This is a genomic window from Pokkaliibacter plantistimulans, from assembly GCF_003194385.1.
Classification (GTDB): domain Bacteria; phylum Pseudomonadota; class Gammaproteobacteria; order Pseudomonadales; family Balneatricaceae; genus Pokkaliibacter; species Pokkaliibacter plantistimulans.
This window is the reverse complement of the sequence record NZ_LAPT01000055.1, coordinates 60,450-77,036: the sequence shown is the minus strand read 5'-3', so window position 1 is coordinate 77,036 and position 16,587 is coordinate 60,450. Positions and strand designations below refer to the sequence as shown.

Below are 16,587 nucleotides of genomic sequence, written 5' to 3'. Positions count from 1 at the left end.
GAACAGGCACAGGTCAGTCAGGCAGCGGCAAAGGTTACCGGCCGGGGCGGCTGCAGACTGACAGTGACAGCGTCGCCCACCTGCAGATCAATATGGCTGTCGACAGCCGATGACACCAGCCGCCCGCTCGACAGCTGCAGCGTATAAAGGGTGGTCGTGCCGAGGAACTCCTTGGCCAGAATCTGTGCCTGAGCCCCTTCAGCATCAGCGGGGACAATTTCATGAGGACGCACAAACAGCTGCACCTCATCACCGTCCTGCCATTGATTGCAGGTCAGCATCACATTACCCACGTCGGTACAAAGCAAACCATCACGCACGGTGCCGGGAATAAATTCACCCTTGCCGACAAAGGCCGCTACCCGCGGGCTGCTGGGAGAATAATAGAGGTTATAGGGAGAATCCCACTGATGCAGACGACCCTCCGCCAGCACACCGACCTTGTCGGAGAAGGCGAAGGCTTCTTCCTGATCGTGGGTCACGAGCACCGCGGGGATGCCCTGCTGTTTGAGAATCTCCCGTACTTCACGAGCCAGATGACGACGCAGATCGGTATCCAGATTGGAGAACGGTTCATCCATCAGCAACAGATCGGGCCGGGGTGCCAGTGCACGGGCCAGTGCTACTCGCTGCTGCTGGCCGCCGGAAAGTTCGTGGGGATAGCGCTGCCCCTTTCCTTCCAGCTGCACCAGACTTAACAGTTCGCTGACCCGGGTATCGGCGTCCTTACGGCTTACGCCCTTCAGGCCGAAGGCAATGTTCTGCGCGACGGTCAGATGCGGAAACAGCGCATAGTCCTGAAATACCATGCCGATGCGACGCTGCTCAGGTGGCAGGTGCACACCTGCAGCAGACAGCACCCGCCCATAGAGTTCAATTTCTCCGCCATCGACGGCATTGAACCCCGCCAGCGCCCGCAACACGGTGGTCTTGCCGCAACCGCTGGGGCCAAGCAGGCAGGCGATTTCACCCTCATGCAGATGAAAGCTGACCTCGCTGACTACCGGCTGCCCATCATAGCTGCACTGCAGGCCCTTCACTTCCAGCACTTTATCCATCACGGTTGGCGCTCTCACTCTGATCTGGTCGCAGCCAAGTATAAAAGCCAACCATTCTCGTTAGCAAAAGCGTCACGATTTTGCTGAAGCAGGAAGCAAGGCCCGGTAGTGCTCCCAGTCGAAATACGGGCCCGGGTCCGTCTTGCGCCCGGGGGCAATATCACTATGGCCGGTAATACGTTCAGCACTGATCTGCGGATAGGCTCGCTGAATCGCCTCCGTGACCGCAGCCAGCTGCTGATACTGCACCGCAGTGAAGGGCTCGAAGTCAGAGCCTTCCATCTCGATGCCGATGGAGAAATCATTGCAGCCCTCCCGCCCGGCAAAACTCGATACGCCAGCGTGCCACGCGCGCTGGTCAAAGCTGACGAACTGCGCCAGTTCACCATCGCGACGAATCAGCAGATGTGCCGCCACACGCAGCGAAGCAATCTCGGCAAAAAACGGGTGTGCATCCGGATCAAGGCAGTTGGTAAATAGCTGCTCGATATAGGGGCCGCCAAACTGACAGGGCGGCAGGCTGATATTGTGAATCACCAGCAAACTGACCTCATCCGCAGGTCGCTCATTATGGTTGGGCGACGGTACTTTGCGGGCCAAATCAAGCCAGCCATCGGTAATGCTCAGAGGAATGGATAAAGTCATGATCTTCGGCAAAAAGTTCTGTGAATTCAGCCTGAAGGTTACACATCAGGGGCAACTGCGCTTGGGTTTTACCACTAAAGTTCAGTAAAATCCCGCACTCTCGATTTCACACTGCTCAATTACTCGGTTAATGATTTGCCCGGTAAATGGCGAGCATGGAGCAGTCAGCGTCTGCAGCGCACAAAACGTATTTACGTGCCGGGCAGCATCGCGAATTAGCAAAACCTACTCATACCAGCGACTACAAGGTAGAAAAATAATGCAGCATCTGGGAATTGAAGACACCGTACGCAATGCACTGGCAGAAGATATAGGTGCCGGTGATATCACGGCGGCGCTGATTCCCGCAGAGCGTATGGCTGCCGCTACGGTGATTTCCCGTGATGAAGCCGTCATCAGTGGCCGCCCCTGGGTGGATGAAGTTTTCCGTCAGGTAGACCCGCAGATCAAGGTGCAATGGCATATCAACGAAGGCGATCAGGTCTGCCCCAATACCCGCCTGTTCAGCCTGATTGGGCCTGCCCGCTCCTTGCTGACCGCCGAGCGTACTGCCCTGAACTTTCTGCAAACCTTGTCCGCCACTTCCAGCCGCTGCCGCCATTACGCTGATCTGGTAGACCATACCCAGGTGCGTATTCTCGACACCCGTAAAACTCTGCCCGGTTTGCGTATGGCGCAGAAATATGCAGTCACCCTGGGGGGCTGTTTCAATCATCGCATTGGCCTGTTTGATGCTTTCCTGATCAAGGAAAACCACATCATGGCCTGCGGTGGCATTGCCCAGGCCGTCAGCAAGGCGCGCGAACTGGCGCCCGGCAAGCCAGTGGAAGTCGAGGTGGAAAACCATAACGAACTGCAACAGGCTCTGGAGGCCGGTGCCGATATCATCATGCTGGATAACTTTACCCTGCAGCAGATGCGTGATGCGGTTGCCTTCACCGCAGGCCGGGCCAAACTGGAAGCCTCGGGTAACGTGACCGACCTGACGCTGGTCCCCATCGCCGAAACCGGCGTTGACTATATTTCCATCGGCGGTCTGACCAAAGATTGCAAGGCGGTGGACCTGTCCATGCGCTTTAGCAGCGACATCCCCGCGGTGTAACGTTTGCCCTTATTCTGTCACACGCGCTCAGGTAGCCTTGTGACTGACCCGCTCTGCAACCTCAGCCCGGTTGCAGGCAACCCATAACAACAAGGCAGAATCCACTGCCAGGAACCTGTTCACGATCTCGCGAGTCAGGCCCAAACAAGGCGAAAAGAGCTGAAGAAGCGGCGTTTACTGGCGGTAAATGCGCATTCTGCAGGTTTTTGCAACGCCGGGTGGCCGACGCACAGCAGATCGAAAACAGGTTCTGACAGGAAAAGTGGCCCATTACCGTGGATGGGCTATGGTTACTCAACGACGTGCCCCTCACGCTTCATAACAACAATAATCCTGAGCTCTGCCCTTCCCCGCTCTCAAGACAGCGGTAGCGCAGGCTCGTGGTCGTTATGGGGTAGGAATTCAACTATTCAGTGAAGTGTGCGCATGACATCTACGAACGATGCCTCAATCAACAGTACCCCCGCCAGCGGCGCGACCAGCTATGTACTGGTCCTCAACTGCGGGAGTTCCTCCCTCAAATTCGCGGTCATCGATGCCAGCACTGGCGAACAGCCCTTGTCAGGCATGGCCGAGCGTCTGGGCAGTGACGATGCTGAAATCGTCTTCAAGCAGAACGGTGCGAAGCAGACACAGGCACTGACACCCCATACTCACAAGTCTGCACTGCAAGCACTGGTCACGTACCTGCTGGGATATCCGGCGCTGGTGCAGTCGCTGACGGCGATTGGCCATCGTGTGGTCCACGGTGGCGAACATTTCCGTGAAGCCATTCTGATCGACAGCCTGAGTCAGCAGCGTATTGCCGACTGCAGTAATCTGGCACCGCTGCATAACCCGGCCAACCTGCTGGGGATCGAAGCCGCTCAGGAAGCCTTCCCGCAGCTGCCACAGGTGGCCGTGTTTGATACGGCCTTCCATCAGCAAATGCCGGATTACGCTTACCTCTACCCGCTGCCTTACGAGTACTACCGGGATCTTGGCGTACGCCGCTACGGCTTCCACGGTACCAGTTGCCGCTATGTCACCGCTGAAGCCGCCCGCCTGCTGAACAAGCCCGCGGCCGAGCTGAAGCTGATCATCGCTCACCTGGGTAATGGTGCCAGCCTGACCGCCGTGAAGCATGGCCACTCGGTTGATACCACCATGGGCCTGACCCCGCTTGAAGGCGTTGTGCACGGCACCCGTTGCGGCTCCATTGACCCGGGCATCATTGCCTATCTGGCTCATCGCCTGAACAAAAGCACTGACGAAATCGATGCCATCCTGTGGAAAAAGAGCGGGCTGCTGGGCCTTTCCGGCCTCAGCAATGACTGCCGCACCATCGAGGAAGCCGCAGCAAATGGCCACGAGCAGGCACAGCTGACGCTGGAAATCTATGCCTATCGTCTGGCCAAGGCCGTCGGCGAGCTGATGATTCCCCTTGGCCGTCTGGATGCGCTGGTATTTACCGGTGGCATCGGCGAGAACTCCTCGCTTATCCGAGCCCGCACCCTCGACTGGCTGGGCTTTTTGGGTCTGCAGCTGGACAGCGAAGCCAACGAGCAGTGTATTCGTGGCAAGGCAGGCAAGATCAGTCAGAACGGCCACGCCGCGGCATGGGTTATTCCCACCAATGAAGAACTGATGATTGCCCGTGACAGCGTCGCGCTGGCAGCGGCCGCGCAAGGAGAGCAAGCATGATCAGAACACTGATGCTGGTGCCGACCGGTCTGGGTGTCGGCCTCACCACAGCGGCACTGGGTCTGTTCCATGCCATGGATCAGCAAGGTATCAAGGTGCATTTCTTCAAGCCCATTGCCCAGCTGCATCCCGGCGACAGCGGCCCCGAGCGCTCTACCCAGATGCTCGCTTCCTCCTGCAAGCATCCCATCGCGCCGCCGCTGGAAATTCGCTATATCGAAGGGCTGCTCAGTGAAGATCGCGGTGATGAACTGCTGGAGGAAATCGTCGGTCGTTTTGAAGACTACCGCCCTGATGACTGCGATGTGGTTATCATCGAAGGGCTGGTACCGACCCAGAGCCACTACTATTCGACCCGTCTCAACAAGGCCATTGCCAGTGCGCTGGATGCCGAGATTGTGCTGGTGGCCGCACCGGGGATTGATACCCCCGCCGAACTGGAAGATCACATCGAGATCACCGCCCGTGCCTATGGCGGTATCGAACACAAACGGGTACTGGGCTGCATCGTCAACAAACTGGGAGCGCCCATCGACCGTGAAGGGCGTACCCGCCCAGATGCCAGCATGGACCGTACCTTCACCCAGAGCATCAGCGCCGAGCAGGTGCGTGAGCAAAGCACTCTGTTCAGCAACGACTTCCGCCTGCTGGGCACCCTGCCCTGGACGCCTGGCCTGAGCGCCCCCCGCGCACTGGATATTGCCCGCTATTTCGACGCCACCATCATCAATGAGGGAGCCATGGTGGTACGCCGTGTCACGCGCATCGCCATGATGGCCCGCAGTGTGGCCAACGTCATTGATGAACTGCGCCCCGGTACGCTGGTGTTCGCCCCCGGTGATCGTGATGACGTGGTGCTGGCCACCTGTCTTGCCGCACTCAACGGGGTGGAAATTGCGGCACTGGTATTTACCGGCGGCTTCACTCCCGCTCCCTCAGTGATGAGCCTGTGTGAACAGGCCATGCGCAGCGGCCTGCCGATGATGGCCATTTCTACCGGCTCATGGCAGACAGCCATCACCATGCAGCGCTTCAATCAGGAAGTGCCACTGGATGACGCCGAGCGTATCAACAAGGTCAAGGAAGAAGGTGCTCTGCATATCGATCATCAGTGGCTGCAAAGTTTCCGCAGCAGCGACTATGTGCGCCGTCTGTCGCCACCGGCCTTCCGCTACCAGCTGATCGAGCGCGCCCGTCGCGCCAGCAAGACCATCGTTCTGCCCGAAGGCAACGAGCCGCGCACCATCAAGGCCGCGGCCATCTGTGCCGAACGCAAGATCGCCCGCTGCGTACTGCTCGGTAACCCGGAGGAAATCCGTCTTATCGCCCAGCAGAGTGGCGTGGTGCTCGGTGAAGGTGTGGAGGTCGTCGACCCCAACAGCGTGCGGCGTGATTACGTGGCGCCGATGGTCGAGCTGCGCAAGAGCAAAGGCATGACTGATCTGATTGCCGAAGAACAGCTGCAGGACCATGTGGTACTGGGCACCATGATGCTGCATCAGGGTACGGTCGACGGACTGGTCTCCGGTGCGGTACACACCACAGCCAATACCATCCGCCCTGCGCTGCAGCTGATCAAGACGGCACCGGGTTACAGTCTGGTCTCGTCGATCTTCTTTATGTGTCTGCCCGATCAGGTGCTGGTGTATGGCGACTGCGCCATCAACCCCGACCCCAATGCTGAAGAGCTGGCGATGATTGCCATCCAGAGTGCCGACTCCGCCCGGGCCTTCGGTGTTGAGCCGCGCGTGGCGATGATCAGCTACAGCACTCTCGGCTCCGGCACCGGTGCCGATGTAGACAAGGTCATCACCGCCACCCGAATCGCCCGTGAACGCCGCCCTGACCTGCTGATTGACGGCCCGCTGCAATACGATGCGGCCGTCATGGAAAACGTCGCGCACAGCAAGGCGCCGGGCAGCACCGTAGCGGGCAAGGCGACGGTCTTCATCTTCCCGGATCTGAACACCGGCAATACCACCTACAAGGCGGTCCAGCGCAGTGCCAACGTCATCAGTATCGGCCCCATGCTGCAAGGCATGCGCAAGCCGGTGAACGACTTGTCACGCGGCGCACTGGTGGAAGACATCGTCTTTACCATCGCCCTGACAGCCATTCAGGCCACCCAGTCGGGCTAATTGCCCGACGTTACTGCCCCAGACAACAGCAAAGCGCCTCACATGGCGCTTTGCTGTTTTTATACTGGATAAAAATGCCCTCTTCACCGCCATCTGCCATGTCAAAAGAACTGTGCAGTTTGCCCTGAGTCTCACTCCTCCAAGCCTGACAACAGTCTGAAACATACCTTATGGCACACTTACCTGAAGCCCAAATTCAATAAAATCAGAGCGTTACTTTCACTCCGGAAAGACCCGCTCAGGCTGAAACAATTTTCTATATTGCACCGCACAAAATAGCTGTTGACATAATGCCAGTGCTGTTTAAAAATCATCCATATCAACTTTGTGCAGCGCAACATACGAGGAGCGCATTATGTATAAGACAGCCTTCGAAGACATCAAGAAAGTGTATCAGCCCATGATCGAACTGGGCGAAATCGGTAAGAAGACTGCCGAAACCATGCTGAAAGAATATTCCGAATACAGCCGTGAGCTGGTCTCCAGCAGCATCAACCAGGCCAAGCAGCTGGCCTCTGCCAAAGACATCGTGGCTGCCTTCGATGCTCAGGCGGTCTATGCCAAGAACCTGGACAGCAAGTTCGTCAGCAATGCCCAGAAGCAGATGGGCCTGATGCTGGAAGCACGCGATGCCAGCAGCAAAGTGTTCGATGAGCTGAGCGATGCCTACAGCAGCGCCATGAAGAGCTGGATGACCCAGTTCAAGGCCTGATCACCACGCTCATGTTGTAAGCCTTTCAAGGACTGGAACGTCACGGACGATAGTCTCCATACCCACCACGCAGTGCTGACTGACGTATGCGGCAGGAAACCAGGCATCAGTCAGCGCGGTGGGCACACCTTCAGCGCAAGGCAACTTGTACGCTGATGCAACTCCGCTTCTTGGCGGCTCACGTTACCTATCCAATGTTTATCGGGAAGCGAGAACAGGCCTCACTCTTGATATGGGACGGATTGACCGGTTGGTCTGATGGATTCGGTTTAAGTCATTGGTGCGGGGTAACAGCACAACCTGACTGTCTCAGCAGGAGCGAGCGCTTATTGTGAGGTGGGTGTTTTCAACGTTCATTAATCACTATTGCGTTACTTCTTTGTCTTAAGGATCTTTCGTTGTTGGTACGTGCAGTTGGGATTCCCTCACAACTGCGTTGGTGTTTGTAAAGTTGGTTGAGAGTAAGAGCGACTTACTCGCATCTTGGCCCGGCGCCCCCGCCGGGCCCTTTTTTTGCCTGAAAAAAGTGAACCTGCCGTCAGTCAGCCGCCAGCATCAATACCGAGCGAGCCACTGCCTGCGCCCGCGGGACGAAGGTATCGAGCAGACAGAATTCCGCATCGGTATGCATTTTCGCGCCCACTGGCCCGGTGCCACACAGTGTCGGTACCCCCATGGATGAGGTGAAGCCTGCATCAGAGCAGCCCCCGGTAAACTCACCATCAACGGCAAATCCGACGATTGCGGCCTGCTGTTTGTACAACGCCAGCAACTGCTCACTCATGCGCGCCTCAAAGGGTGAAAACTCCGACTTCAGGATCAGGCTGGCACAAGTGCCCGGCACATGCTCCGCCGCCACAATCGCCTCAATCCGGGCAAAGGCCTGGTCGCGCTGCTCCAGCGTCACAAAGCGCAGATCCAGCTTGGCGGTAGCACTGGCGGCCACGGTATTGGATGACATCCCACCGCAGATCAGACCGACGTTGGTAGTGACACCTGCCTCGTAGTCCGTCAGACCGTGCAGGGCAGTAATGATATGAGCCAGCGCACCGATAGCGCTGGCCCCATCGGCATGATTGACGCCGGAATGCGCGGCCTTGCCCTGTACCTGGATTTCAAAGCTGGCGCCGCCTTTGCGGGCCGACACCACATTGCCGCTGATGCGCCCCGGCTCCGCATTGAAGACGGCGCGAGCGCCTTCGACAACCCGCCGAATAGTATGCCGGCCCTCGGGCGAGCCAATTTCTTCATCGCCCGTAAACAGGGCCACGACCGGAAATGGCAGCATTGCCATCTTCCCCTGCTGCTGCAGCTGATGCAGGGCGCGTAACACAAAGCAGTTCAGCACCAGCCCCGACTTCATATCCGCCACGCCCGGGCCAAAGGCCTTCATGCCCTCGCGGGTAAAGGGCCGCTGTTCAACCGTCCCTTTAGGGAACACCGTATCGCGGTGGCCCATCAGCAGCACCGGCGCTTGCTGGCCCCCGCCAATGCGGGCCTCCAGCGCATCGCCGTACGTCTCGTTGGCGTGCCAGACACACTCGATACCATCCGCTTCCAGCCAGCTTTGAATCAGCGCACCGGCGGCATTGACGCCATCGCGGTCATAGCTGTTGGAATCGGTATCCACCAACGCCTGCAGGCAGTCGATCATGGCCTGCTGCTGACCCGCCAGCCAGTCGCAAACCTGATCGGCACAGGCGGCCATCAGCCGGGACAGCTCACCCTGCTGCTGGGGTTCGGCGGCCAAGAGGGAAGTCATCGCAGTGCTCCTTGTCAGAACAGATGAAAAATGAGGAGAGGATTAGAAAGACTGTATCTGACGCCAAGTCAGCTACCCTGTCGAGTCAATAAAACTGCCCCATGACATTACCCGGTTCCCCACCAGCACCTGCCTGATGGGGAACCGGAGCACCGTCGCGTTTACTGCTGCCGCTGCTGGCGGATACCCTCGCCCTGCTCGGCCAGATCCCAGAACAGGCCCGCCATGATCTGCAGCGCCTCCCGGCAGACCGGTGCCAGCACATGCTCGTTGGGGGCATGCTGGCTGCAGGCCGGATAGGAGTGCGGCACCCACAGCGTGGGCAGGCCGAGGATATGAGCAAACACATCGTTAGGGAGCGAGCCACCGAGATTCGGCAACAGTACCGGCGTCTTACCGGTGGTCTGTGCCAGCGACGACAAGGCCCACTGCACCCACGGATCCTGCGGATCAAGCCGGGTTGCCTCCATCTGCGTCATACCGTGGGCGGCTGCCTCAACATCGGTGAAACCATGCTGATCCAGATGCGCGCGGATGTGCTCGATAAAGTGCTGACTGTCGCTGCCCACCACATAGCGGATCTGGCAATGGGCCGACGCCAGCCCGGGAATAGCATTGACCGGCGCCTCCGGGTTACCGGTCTTGCAGGCCAGCATCTCCAGCGTATTCCAGCCAAATACACGCTCGGTGGGGGTCAGCCCCGGCTCTCCCCACTGCGGATCCACTTCCGGGTCATTGGGGCCACCACCAACGCTGATGTCCTTCAGCGCATCGCGTACTGACTGCGGCAGGCTGTCCGGCAATAATCCCGGCACCAGAATGCGCCCCTTGCTGTCAACCATGGATGCCCAGGCGTGGGCCAGCCGGGTGCCGGCATTGCTCAGCAGCCCGCCCCAGTTGCCGGAGTGATGTCCGCTGTCACGCAGCCTGACGGTCAGATCGAAGTTGAAAGAGCCCCGCGAGCCGAGAAACACCGTGGGATGATCCGCACCCAGTCGGGGGCCATCGGAAGCAATAAACACATCGGCCTGCAACTGCTCCTTGTAAGTGGCACACACCGCACCCAGCCCCGGCGAACCGGACTCCTCGCCCATCTCCAGAATGATCCTGACGTTAAAGCCGAGCTTGCCCTGCCGCTGCTCCAGCACCTGCGTCAGCGCCGCCAGATTGATCGTATGCTGGCCCTTGTTGTCTGCCGTCCCACGGCCATACCAGCGGTCGCCCTGCACCACCACTTCCCAGGGTGACAGGCCCGCTTTCCACTGGCTGTCATAGCCGCGGACCACATCGCCGTGGCCGTAGGTCAGCACCGTCAGCGCGGCCGGGTCTTCAATGCGTTCAGCCAGCAGGAACGGCCAGGCTTTCTCATGCTCCGTGGCGGCCGGGTTGTCCACCAGCTGCCAGCGAAAGCCCAGTGCCTCCAGTTGCGGCACGATGATCTCGTGCAGGTAACGATGCAGTTCAGCAATTCTTTCCGGGTTCTGGCTTTCGCTCTTGATACGCACCCGCTCGTTCAGATCGGTAAAGAAACGACCATCATCAAAGTAGGCTTCCACGGCCTGGATGGCCTGCTGGCGACTCATGGCAAACTCCTTAGCTACCCGCAACGGGCAGTTTTTGTTACTTCAAAATGTACTGCGTCACAACGCAATGAGGGCAAAGCTCCCCCAACCCCGGCAGACAGCGGCCTGCCAGAGGGAGGGCGTATTCAACGTCAGGAAATGTTCAGAGCGTGTTCTGTCGCATCTAGCACGACCTCGCGAGCCGAGGCCAGACAGAGCGAAAAGAACGGAAGAAGCACAGTTCAGTCAGCCTGAATGTGCACTCCGAAGATCTTTTCAACGCCGTGTGGCCGATCGCCCACCGGCTCAGGAGGCCTGAGCCCACTGACTGCTGTCAGGCAACTCCGGCAGCCCCAACCCCGGCTCAGGCGTCAGCACCGATGACAGCAACGCCTGAGTATAAGGATGCTGCGCATGGTGGAAGATGGCGTCACGGTCCCCCTGCTCGACAATCTGGCCGCGATACATCACCGCCACTTTGTCGACCAGATGCTCGACCACGCCGAGGTTGTGGCTGATAAACAGATAGGTCAGCCCCAGCTCCTGCTTGAGATCGAGCAGCAAATTGAGAATCTGAGCCTGCACCGACACGTCCAGCGCCGAGGTCGGCTCATCACAGACCAGAATGGCCGGCTTGAGAATCAGTGCCCGGGCGATAGCCACCCGCTGACGCTGACCACCGGACAGCTGGCCGGGATACTGACGCAGCAAACGCTCGGGCAGCCCCACCAGATCACTGATGTCCTTCACCGCCCTGCGCTGACTGGCGGCATCCCCGACCCCGTGCAGCTGCAACGGCAGGCGGATGATCTGCTCGATGGTCTTGCGCGGGTTGAGGGAGGAATAGGGGTCCTGAAAGATCGGCTGGATCTGTCTGGCCAGCGCCAGGCGATCACTGAGATCAATAGCTTTGTCATTGATCAGTACATCCCCTTCACTGGGCGGCAGCAGCCCCAGAATCATCTTGGCCAGCGTGCTCTTACCGCACCCGGACTCGCCAACCAGCCCCAGTGTCTGACCGGGAGGAATGCGCAGCGAAACATTGTTCACCGCCTTCAGTACGGTGGCCGGTTTGAACAGCCCTTTCTTCAGCTGGAAGTACCGTGACAAACCACACAGTTCGAGAGCGAAATCAGGCATCACACTGCCTCCTGCCATTGCTGCGTCATGACCGGGCAGCGCACCTGATGCTGCCCGCCGTCAACACTGATCAACTGCGGCTGGCTGCGGGTGCACTCGGTACTGGCACGATCACAGCGATTACGGAAAGCACAGCCCTGCAGCTCGCCCACCAGACTGGGCACCACGCCGGGAATCGCCTGCAGATGGCTACCGGGAGCAGTGCGCCCCGGCACCGGAATACAGTTCAGCAGCCCCTGGGTATAAGGATGCACCGGTGACGAAAACAGCTGCCGGGCAGACGCGGTTTCCACCACCTGACCGGCGTACATCACCGCCACCCAGTCGGCGATCCGCGCCACCACACCGAGATCGTGGGTGATGAAAATCACCGCCGTACCAAATTCCTGCTGTAACTCGCGGATCAACCGCAGTATCTGCGCCTGAATGGTCACATCCAGCGCCGTGGTCGGCTCATCGGCGATGATCAGGTCAGGCTCACACATCAGCGCCATGGCGATCATCACCCGCTGGCGCAAACCGCCAGACAGCTGATGCGGATACTGCTCCAGCCGTTCTGCCGCGTACGGGACGCCGGCCCGTTCAAGCAGATAGATCGCCCGCTCACGGGCTTCGCTGCGGCTGATCTTCTTGTGCTTGAGAATGCCTTCACAGAGCTGGTTGCCGAGGGTGTAAGACGGATTCAGTGAGGTCATCGGCTCCTGAAAGATCATCGACATGCGCATGCCACGAATCTGATTGCGCTCCTTTTTCGACAGCGTCAGCAGATCGGTGCCATCAAAGGCCATACGCTCGGCAGTACACTGCGCGCGCTTGGGCAGCAAGCCCATCAGCGCCATCGACGTCATCGACTTGCCACAGCCTGACTCGCCGACGATGCACAGCATCTCGCCACGATTGACCTGAAAGTCGATCCCGCGCACCGCGTGCAGCATGCCATTGGCGGTCGGCAGATCGACCTGCAGGTTTTTCACATCGAGCAATACACTCATGACGTTCTCCTTATCAGGTCAGTTGCGACCTTCCGGTGCATTCATATCCCGCAGGCCATCACCCACCAGATTGATGGCCAGCACCAGAATCATCAGGGCAATACCGGGAACGGCGATGACCCAGGGCTGGAAGAACATGTAGGCCTTCCCTTCTGCCACCATCAGCCCCCAGGAAGGCAGCGGTGGCTGTACACCCAGGCCTAGGAACGACAGGGTCGCCTCCAGCAGAATGGCGTGGGCCATTTCCAGCGTAACCACCACAATCAGCGAGCTGAGGATGTTGGGCAGCAGCTCACGCACCAGAATGTAGGGCGTAGACGCACCGAGCACCTTGGCCGAGGCGATAAATTCGGCATCGCGCAGCTGCTGGGTGGTTGAGCGTGCCACCACGGCAAAGCGGTCCCACAGCAGCAGCCCCAGCAGGATGATCACCACCTGCAGCGAGCCACCCACCAGCGAAGCCATGGCCAGTGCCACCAGAATCACCGGCAGGGCCAGTCGGGTTGTAATGATGTAGCTGATGACCGCATCAACCCGGCCACCGAAGTAACCGGCCAGCACGCCCAGCGTGGTGCCGATCAGACCGGAGATCAGGGCCGCCACCAAGCCGATGGTGAGGGAAATCCGTGCACCATAAAGCAGGCGACTGAGGTAATCGCGACCGAGCTTATCGGTACCGAGAACATGATCCCAGGTGCCCTTGTCGTGCCAGATCGGCGGAATCATGCGCTGGCTGACGTCCTGCGCATAAGGGTCATGAGGTGCCAGCCAGGGGGCGAACAGCGCCGCCAGCACAATCAGGCCCAGTACGGCAGCGCCCAGAGTCAGGCCATGATGGCCCAGCACCCGGTTCAGCATGCGCCGCCACTCGGGAACGACGGGTAACAGGGAGGTCGCAGGCGACAGAGATACAGCAGGCTGTGACATGGTCAGTCCTCCTAGCGAACACGCAGGCGTGGATCAAGCATGGCGTTGATCACGTCGGCGAGGAAAGTCAGGGCGATATAGAACACGGCGATAATCAGCACCACGGCCTGCACCACCGGATAGTCATTGCGGGCGATGGCATCCCAGGCCAGCTGGCCCAGCCCCTTGAGGGAAAACACCGACTCGATTACCACCGAGCCACCGAGCATAAAGCCCAGCTCCACAGCCATCAGTGCCACCACAGGGATCACCGCATTGCGCAGCGCATGCTTGAAGATCACCGTGCGCTCATTCAGGCCCTTGGCCCGGGCGGTACGGATATAGTCAGAGCCCAGCACTTCCAGCATGCCGGTACGGGTCAGACGCATCATCGCCGGGGTGGCGTAATACCCCAGTGCAATGGCGGGGAGGATAAAGTGCTGCCAGGTAGCGTTGCCGCCCGCGGGCAGCCAGTGCAGATTGACAGCGAAGATGACGATCAGCGCCAGACCAAACCAGAAGCTGGGCATGGCCTGACCAATCACCGCGATCAGCAGTGCCAGCCGGTCGATCCAGGTGTCCTGTTTGATGGCTGCCAGCACACCAAGCGGGATGGCAATCAGAGTGGCGACGGCCAGCGCAATGCCGCCCAGAGTGAGGGTAATGGGCAGGCGCTCGCCGATCAGCCCCATCACCGTGTCCTGAAAGTAGTAGGAACGGCCAAAATCAAAGTGCAGTGCATCCCACAGCCAGTGCAGATACTGCATGACGATAGGCTGATCGAGCCCGAACTGTTTGCGGATGTCTTCCACCTGCTCAGCGGTGGCCTCGGGACCGGCAATGGACGTCGCCAGATCACCAGAAAGGTGCAGCAGCATAAAGCTGACCACGGATACCGTGAAGGCGACACTCAGCGCCACCAACAATCGACGCACAACAAACGCCAACATAGATTCACTCCTTTACCTGCGGGTACTGAGGCCGTATCACTACCGCCTCGTATCCGGCTCAGTTTCCTCTTGTCAGAGTGGGGCTGGGTGCCAGTCACCGCACAAGACCACGCTGCATCAACCTCTCAGCAGGTCTTGTGCCATCGCTCCGCTAATCACTCGCGAAGCAGGTTGTTACTTCCAGCTGGCCTCATAGAAGCGTGGCAACTCGTCGGCATAGGCCTTGAAGTTCAGCTCGTTATTGAAGGCGTAGTTACTGGAGTAGGAGAACATCGGTGCCCAGTAGGCCTCCTTGGTGATGCGTGCAATGGCCTTGCTGTAGTTTTCCTTGCGCACCGCCGGGTCGATGGAGGTATCCGCCGCTGCCAGCCACTGCTGCACTTGCGGGTCCTGCGCCTGATCATCGGCGCCACCGTTGAAGTAGACCGAGGTAAAGGCCGACACATCATTCACCGAGAACGAGCCCCAGGTCTGGAATACGATGGGCGTCTTGCCTGCACGCTGCTCGGTACGCAGCGCCGCATAGGTCAGGTAATGCAGCTTGGCGGTGATGCCCACCTTGCGCAGATCACCGATCATCGCCTCGGCCAGATCACGCTCGCGATAGGCATAGATGTCAGTCTCAAAGCCTTTGGGGTAGCCCGCTTCCTTCAGCAGCTCCTTGGCTTTGGCCGGATCATAGGGGTACTTCACCGCCGCCTCGGTATCACAGCCAAACTGCTGCGGGAAACAGGGGGTATAGAGCGGCTGGCTGCCACCGCGAATCAGCTCATTCGCCAGCGCATCACGGTTGATGGCGTAGTTGATCGCCTCACGCACTTTCACGTTCTTGAACGGTGAATCAGGCGACGAGGTGCCACGGTCATCCAGCGCCAGATAGCCGACACGCATGGTCTCGCCACTCAGCACCTCAAGATTGGGCATGCTCTTCATCGAGTCAGCCTGATCCGACGGCACACGCCAGATCCAGTCCACCGCGCCGGTCATCAGCTGGGCAATGCGGGTATCCGCATCGGGAATCACCTCAAACTTCAGCTTGCCAATGGCAGGCTTGCCGATGGGGCTGTCGGCAAAGTAGTTGTCATTGCGCTCCAGATTGACGCCCTGACCGCTGAGCACGGCTGTGATCTTGTAAGGGCCGGTGCCGATGGGCGCCTTACTGAACCCTTCAAGACCCACTTTCTGGAAGTACTTGGCCGGGTAGATCGGCGTCGGGCCAGACAGATATTCAAACGCCGCCGGGAATGGCTTCTTCAGCACCAGTCGCACGGTAAAGTCATCCACCTTTTCGGCATGGTCGATCCAGTCAGTGTTCTGGCGGGTTACCACCTTGGAATCGGGCGAGGTGACGTAGTTGAAGGTAAACACCACATCGTCGGCAGTGAACGGATCGCCGTTATGGAAGGTCACGCCCTTGCGCAGATGCAGCAGCAGATGAGTCGGGTCTTCCCATTGCCAGTCGGTGGCCAGCATGGGCTTGTAGTCGCCGGAAGCAGGATCGCGGTACAGCAGGGTATCCCATGCCAGATGGGCCAGAATGACCCCTTCGCGCAGGTTGTTGTGATAGGGGCTGACGTTTTCAGGCTCGCTGTCAGAGGCGTAGACCAGGGTATCGTCAGCCTTGTTGGCCAGCGCAGCGCCTGACAGTGCCGTCAGGGAACAGGCCAGCAGGGTGTTGAGTAAAGCGAGGCGCGGACGGGACAAGGCAAAGCATGGCGTAGGCATAAGGCATTTCCTTTTTTACCGGATCCAAAAGCAAGCGAAGTACTGCAACTGCTTTTCAACCTATGCCAAGAAAATCATTGCCACAATAATAATATTCGCAAACTGTCGTTGCCGAAAAAGCAAAGCTATGGCGTGATAAAGCAGGGTATAAATGGGCCGTCGTGCCCGCCCTCAAACCTGTACACAATCGCGCAAACCGAGGCCAGACAAGG

Annotated in this window: 13 protein-coding genes; 4 read left to right on the top strand and 9 right to left on the bottom strand. The window is 59.0% G+C overall.

From position 1 onward, the window contains the following. Positions 1 to 17: 17 nt before the first annotated feature. Together WH50_RS12435 and ampD are read right to left on the bottom strand one after the other, a co-directional pair. Positions 18 to 1,058 (bottom strand): ABC transporter ATP-binding protein, encoded by a 1,041-nt coding sequence (locus WH50_RS12435; protein ID WP_110187591.1) that lies wholly within the window; start codon positions 1,056 to 1,058, stop codon positions 18 to 20. A gap of 72 nt (positions 1,059 to 1,130) precedes the next feature. After that, the gene (gene ampD / locus WH50_RS12430) at positions 1,131 to 1,703 is read right to left on the bottom strand and encodes a 1,6-anhydro-N-acetylmuramyl-L-alanine amidase AmpD (protein ID WP_110187590.1); all 573 of its coding nucleotides are present in this window, start codon (positions 1,701 to 1,703) and stop codon (positions 1,131 to 1,133) included. Between the two features lie 259 nt (positions 1,704 to 1,962). Between ampD and nadC the strand changes: the two genes are divergently transcribed. The 4 genes from nadC to WH50_RS12410 all read left to right on the top strand — a co-directional run bounded on the left by nadC (position 1,963) and on the right by WH50_RS12410 (position 7,338). After that, a complete protein-coding gene (nadC, locus tag WH50_RS12425; RefSeq protein WP_110187589.1) occupies positions 1,963 to 2,805 on the top strand; it encodes a carboxylating nicotinate-nucleotide diphosphorylase in 843 nt (280 codons plus the stop codon). A 426-nt stretch (positions 2,806 to 3,231) separates the two neighbouring features. Beyond that, the gene (locus WH50_RS12420) at positions 3,232 to 4,488 is read left to right on the top strand and encodes an acetate kinase (protein ID WP_110187588.1); all 1,257 of its coding nucleotides are present in this window, start codon (positions 3,232 to 3,234) and stop codon (positions 4,486 to 4,488) included. After that, positions 4,485 to 6,626 carry a phosphate acetyltransferase gene (pta, locus tag WH50_RS12415; protein WP_110187587.1) on the top strand — a complete coding sequence of 714 codons (2,142 nt, stop codon included), beginning with the start codon at positions 4,485 to 4,487 and terminating at the stop codon, positions 6,624 to 6,626. The genes WH50_RS12420 and pta overlap by 4 nt, the downstream gene beginning before the upstream one ends. A 355-nt stretch (positions 6,627 to 6,981) precedes the next feature. Continuing rightward, entirely contained in the window at positions 6,982 to 7,338 is a 357-nt protein-coding gene (locus tag WH50_RS12410) for a phasin family protein (protein WP_104151662.1), read from the top strand. Between the two features lie 538 nt (positions 7,339 to 7,876). Here the strand turns inward: WH50_RS12410 and WH50_RS12405 are convergent. From WH50_RS12405 to WH50_RS12375, 7 genes are all read right to left on the bottom strand, one after another. Beyond that, entirely contained in the window at positions 7,877 to 9,100 is a 1,224-nt protein-coding gene (locus WH50_RS12405; protein WP_207780285.1) for a M20 family metallopeptidase, read from the bottom strand. A gap of 161 nt (positions 9,101 to 9,261) precedes the next feature. Then, positions 9,262 to 10,683 (bottom strand): M20 family metallopeptidase, encoded by a 1,422-nt coding sequence (locus WH50_RS12400; RefSeq protein WP_110187586.1) that lies wholly within the window; start codon positions 10,681 to 10,683, stop codon positions 9,262 to 9,264. A 285-nt stretch (positions 10,684 to 10,968) separates the two neighbouring features. Next, the gene (locus tag WH50_RS12395; RefSeq protein ID WP_110187585.1) at positions 10,969 to 11,802 is read right to left on the bottom strand and encodes an ATP-binding cassette domain-containing protein; all 834 of its coding nucleotides are present in this window, start codon (positions 11,800 to 11,802) and stop codon (positions 10,969 to 10,971) included. Continuing rightward, positions 11,802 to 12,794 carry an ABC transporter ATP-binding protein gene (locus tag WH50_RS12390; RefSeq protein WP_110187584.1) on the bottom strand — a complete coding sequence of 331 codons (993 nt, stop codon included), beginning with the start codon at positions 12,792 to 12,794 and terminating at the stop codon, positions 11,802 to 11,804. The genes WH50_RS12395 and WH50_RS12390 overlap by 1 nt, the downstream gene beginning before the upstream one ends. An 18-nt stretch (positions 12,795 to 12,812) precedes the next feature. Beyond that, positions 12,813 to 13,721 (bottom strand): ABC transporter permease, encoded by a 909-nt coding sequence (locus tag WH50_RS12385; protein WP_104151658.1) that lies wholly within the window; start codon positions 13,719 to 13,721, stop codon positions 12,813 to 12,815. An 11-nt stretch (positions 13,722 to 13,732) separates the two neighbouring features. Beyond that, on the bottom strand, positions 13,733 to 14,650 hold the full coding sequence (locus WH50_RS12380; RefSeq protein WP_104151657.1) for an ABC transporter permease: 918 nt from the start codon (positions 14,648 to 14,650) through the stop codon (positions 13,733 to 13,735). 174 nt (positions 14,651 to 14,824) lie between these two features. Continuing rightward, the gene (locus tag WH50_RS12375) at positions 14,825 to 16,375 is read right to left on the bottom strand and encodes an ABC transporter substrate-binding protein (RefSeq protein WP_104151656.1); all 1,551 of its coding nucleotides are present in this window, start codon (positions 16,373 to 16,375) and stop codon (positions 14,825 to 14,827) included. Between the last annotated feature and the right edge of the window lie 212 nt (positions 16,376 to 16,587).

Coding starts and splice junctions, on each gene's coding strand:
- nadC (WP_110187589.1), top strand. CDS start 1,963: ATGCAGCATCTGGGAATTGAAGACACCGTACGCAATGCACTGGCAGAA.
- WH50_RS12385 (WP_104151658.1), bottom strand. CDS start 13,721: ATGTCACAGCCTGCTGTATCTCTGTCGCCTGCGACCTCCCTGTTACCC.
- WH50_RS12400 (WP_110187586.1), bottom strand. CDS start 10,683: ATGAGTCGCCAGCAGGCCATCCAGGCCGTGGAAGCCTACTTTGATGAT.
- WH50_RS12420 (WP_110187588.1), top strand. CDS start 3,232: ATGACATCTACGAACGATGCCTCAATCAACAGTACCCCCGCCAGCGGC.
- WH50_RS12390 (WP_110187584.1), bottom strand. CDS start 12,794: ATGAGTGTATTGCTCGATGTGAAAAACCTGCAGGTCGATCTGCCGACC.
- WH50_RS12405 (WP_207780285.1), bottom strand. CDS start 9,100: ATGACTTCCCTCTTGGCCGCCGAACCCCAGCAGCAGGGTGAGCTGTCC.
- ampD (WP_110187590.1), bottom strand. CDS start 1,703: ATGACTTTATCCATTCCTCTGAGCATTACCGATGGCTGGCTTGATTTG.
- WH50_RS12435 (WP_110187591.1), bottom strand. CDS start 1,058: ATGGATAAAGTGCTGGAAGTGAAGGGCCTGCAGTGCAGCTATGATGGG.
- WH50_RS12375 (WP_104151656.1), bottom strand. CDS start 16,375: ATGCCTACGCCATGCTTTGCCTTGTCCCGTCCGCGCCTCGCTTTACTC.
- pta (WP_110187587.1), top strand. CDS start 4,485: ATGATCAGAACACTGATGCTGGTGCCGACCGGTCTGGGTGTCGGCCTC.
- WH50_RS12380 (WP_104151657.1), bottom strand. CDS start 14,650: ATGTTGGCGTTTGTTGTGCGTCGATTGTTGGTGGCGCTGAGTGTCGCC.
- WH50_RS12395 (WP_110187585.1), bottom strand. CDS start 11,802: ATGCCTGATTTCGCTCTCGAACTGTGTGGTTTGTCACGGTACTTCCAG.
- WH50_RS12410 (WP_104151662.1), top strand. CDS start 6,982: ATGTATAAGACAGCCTTCGAAGACATCAAGAAAGTGTATCAGCCCATG.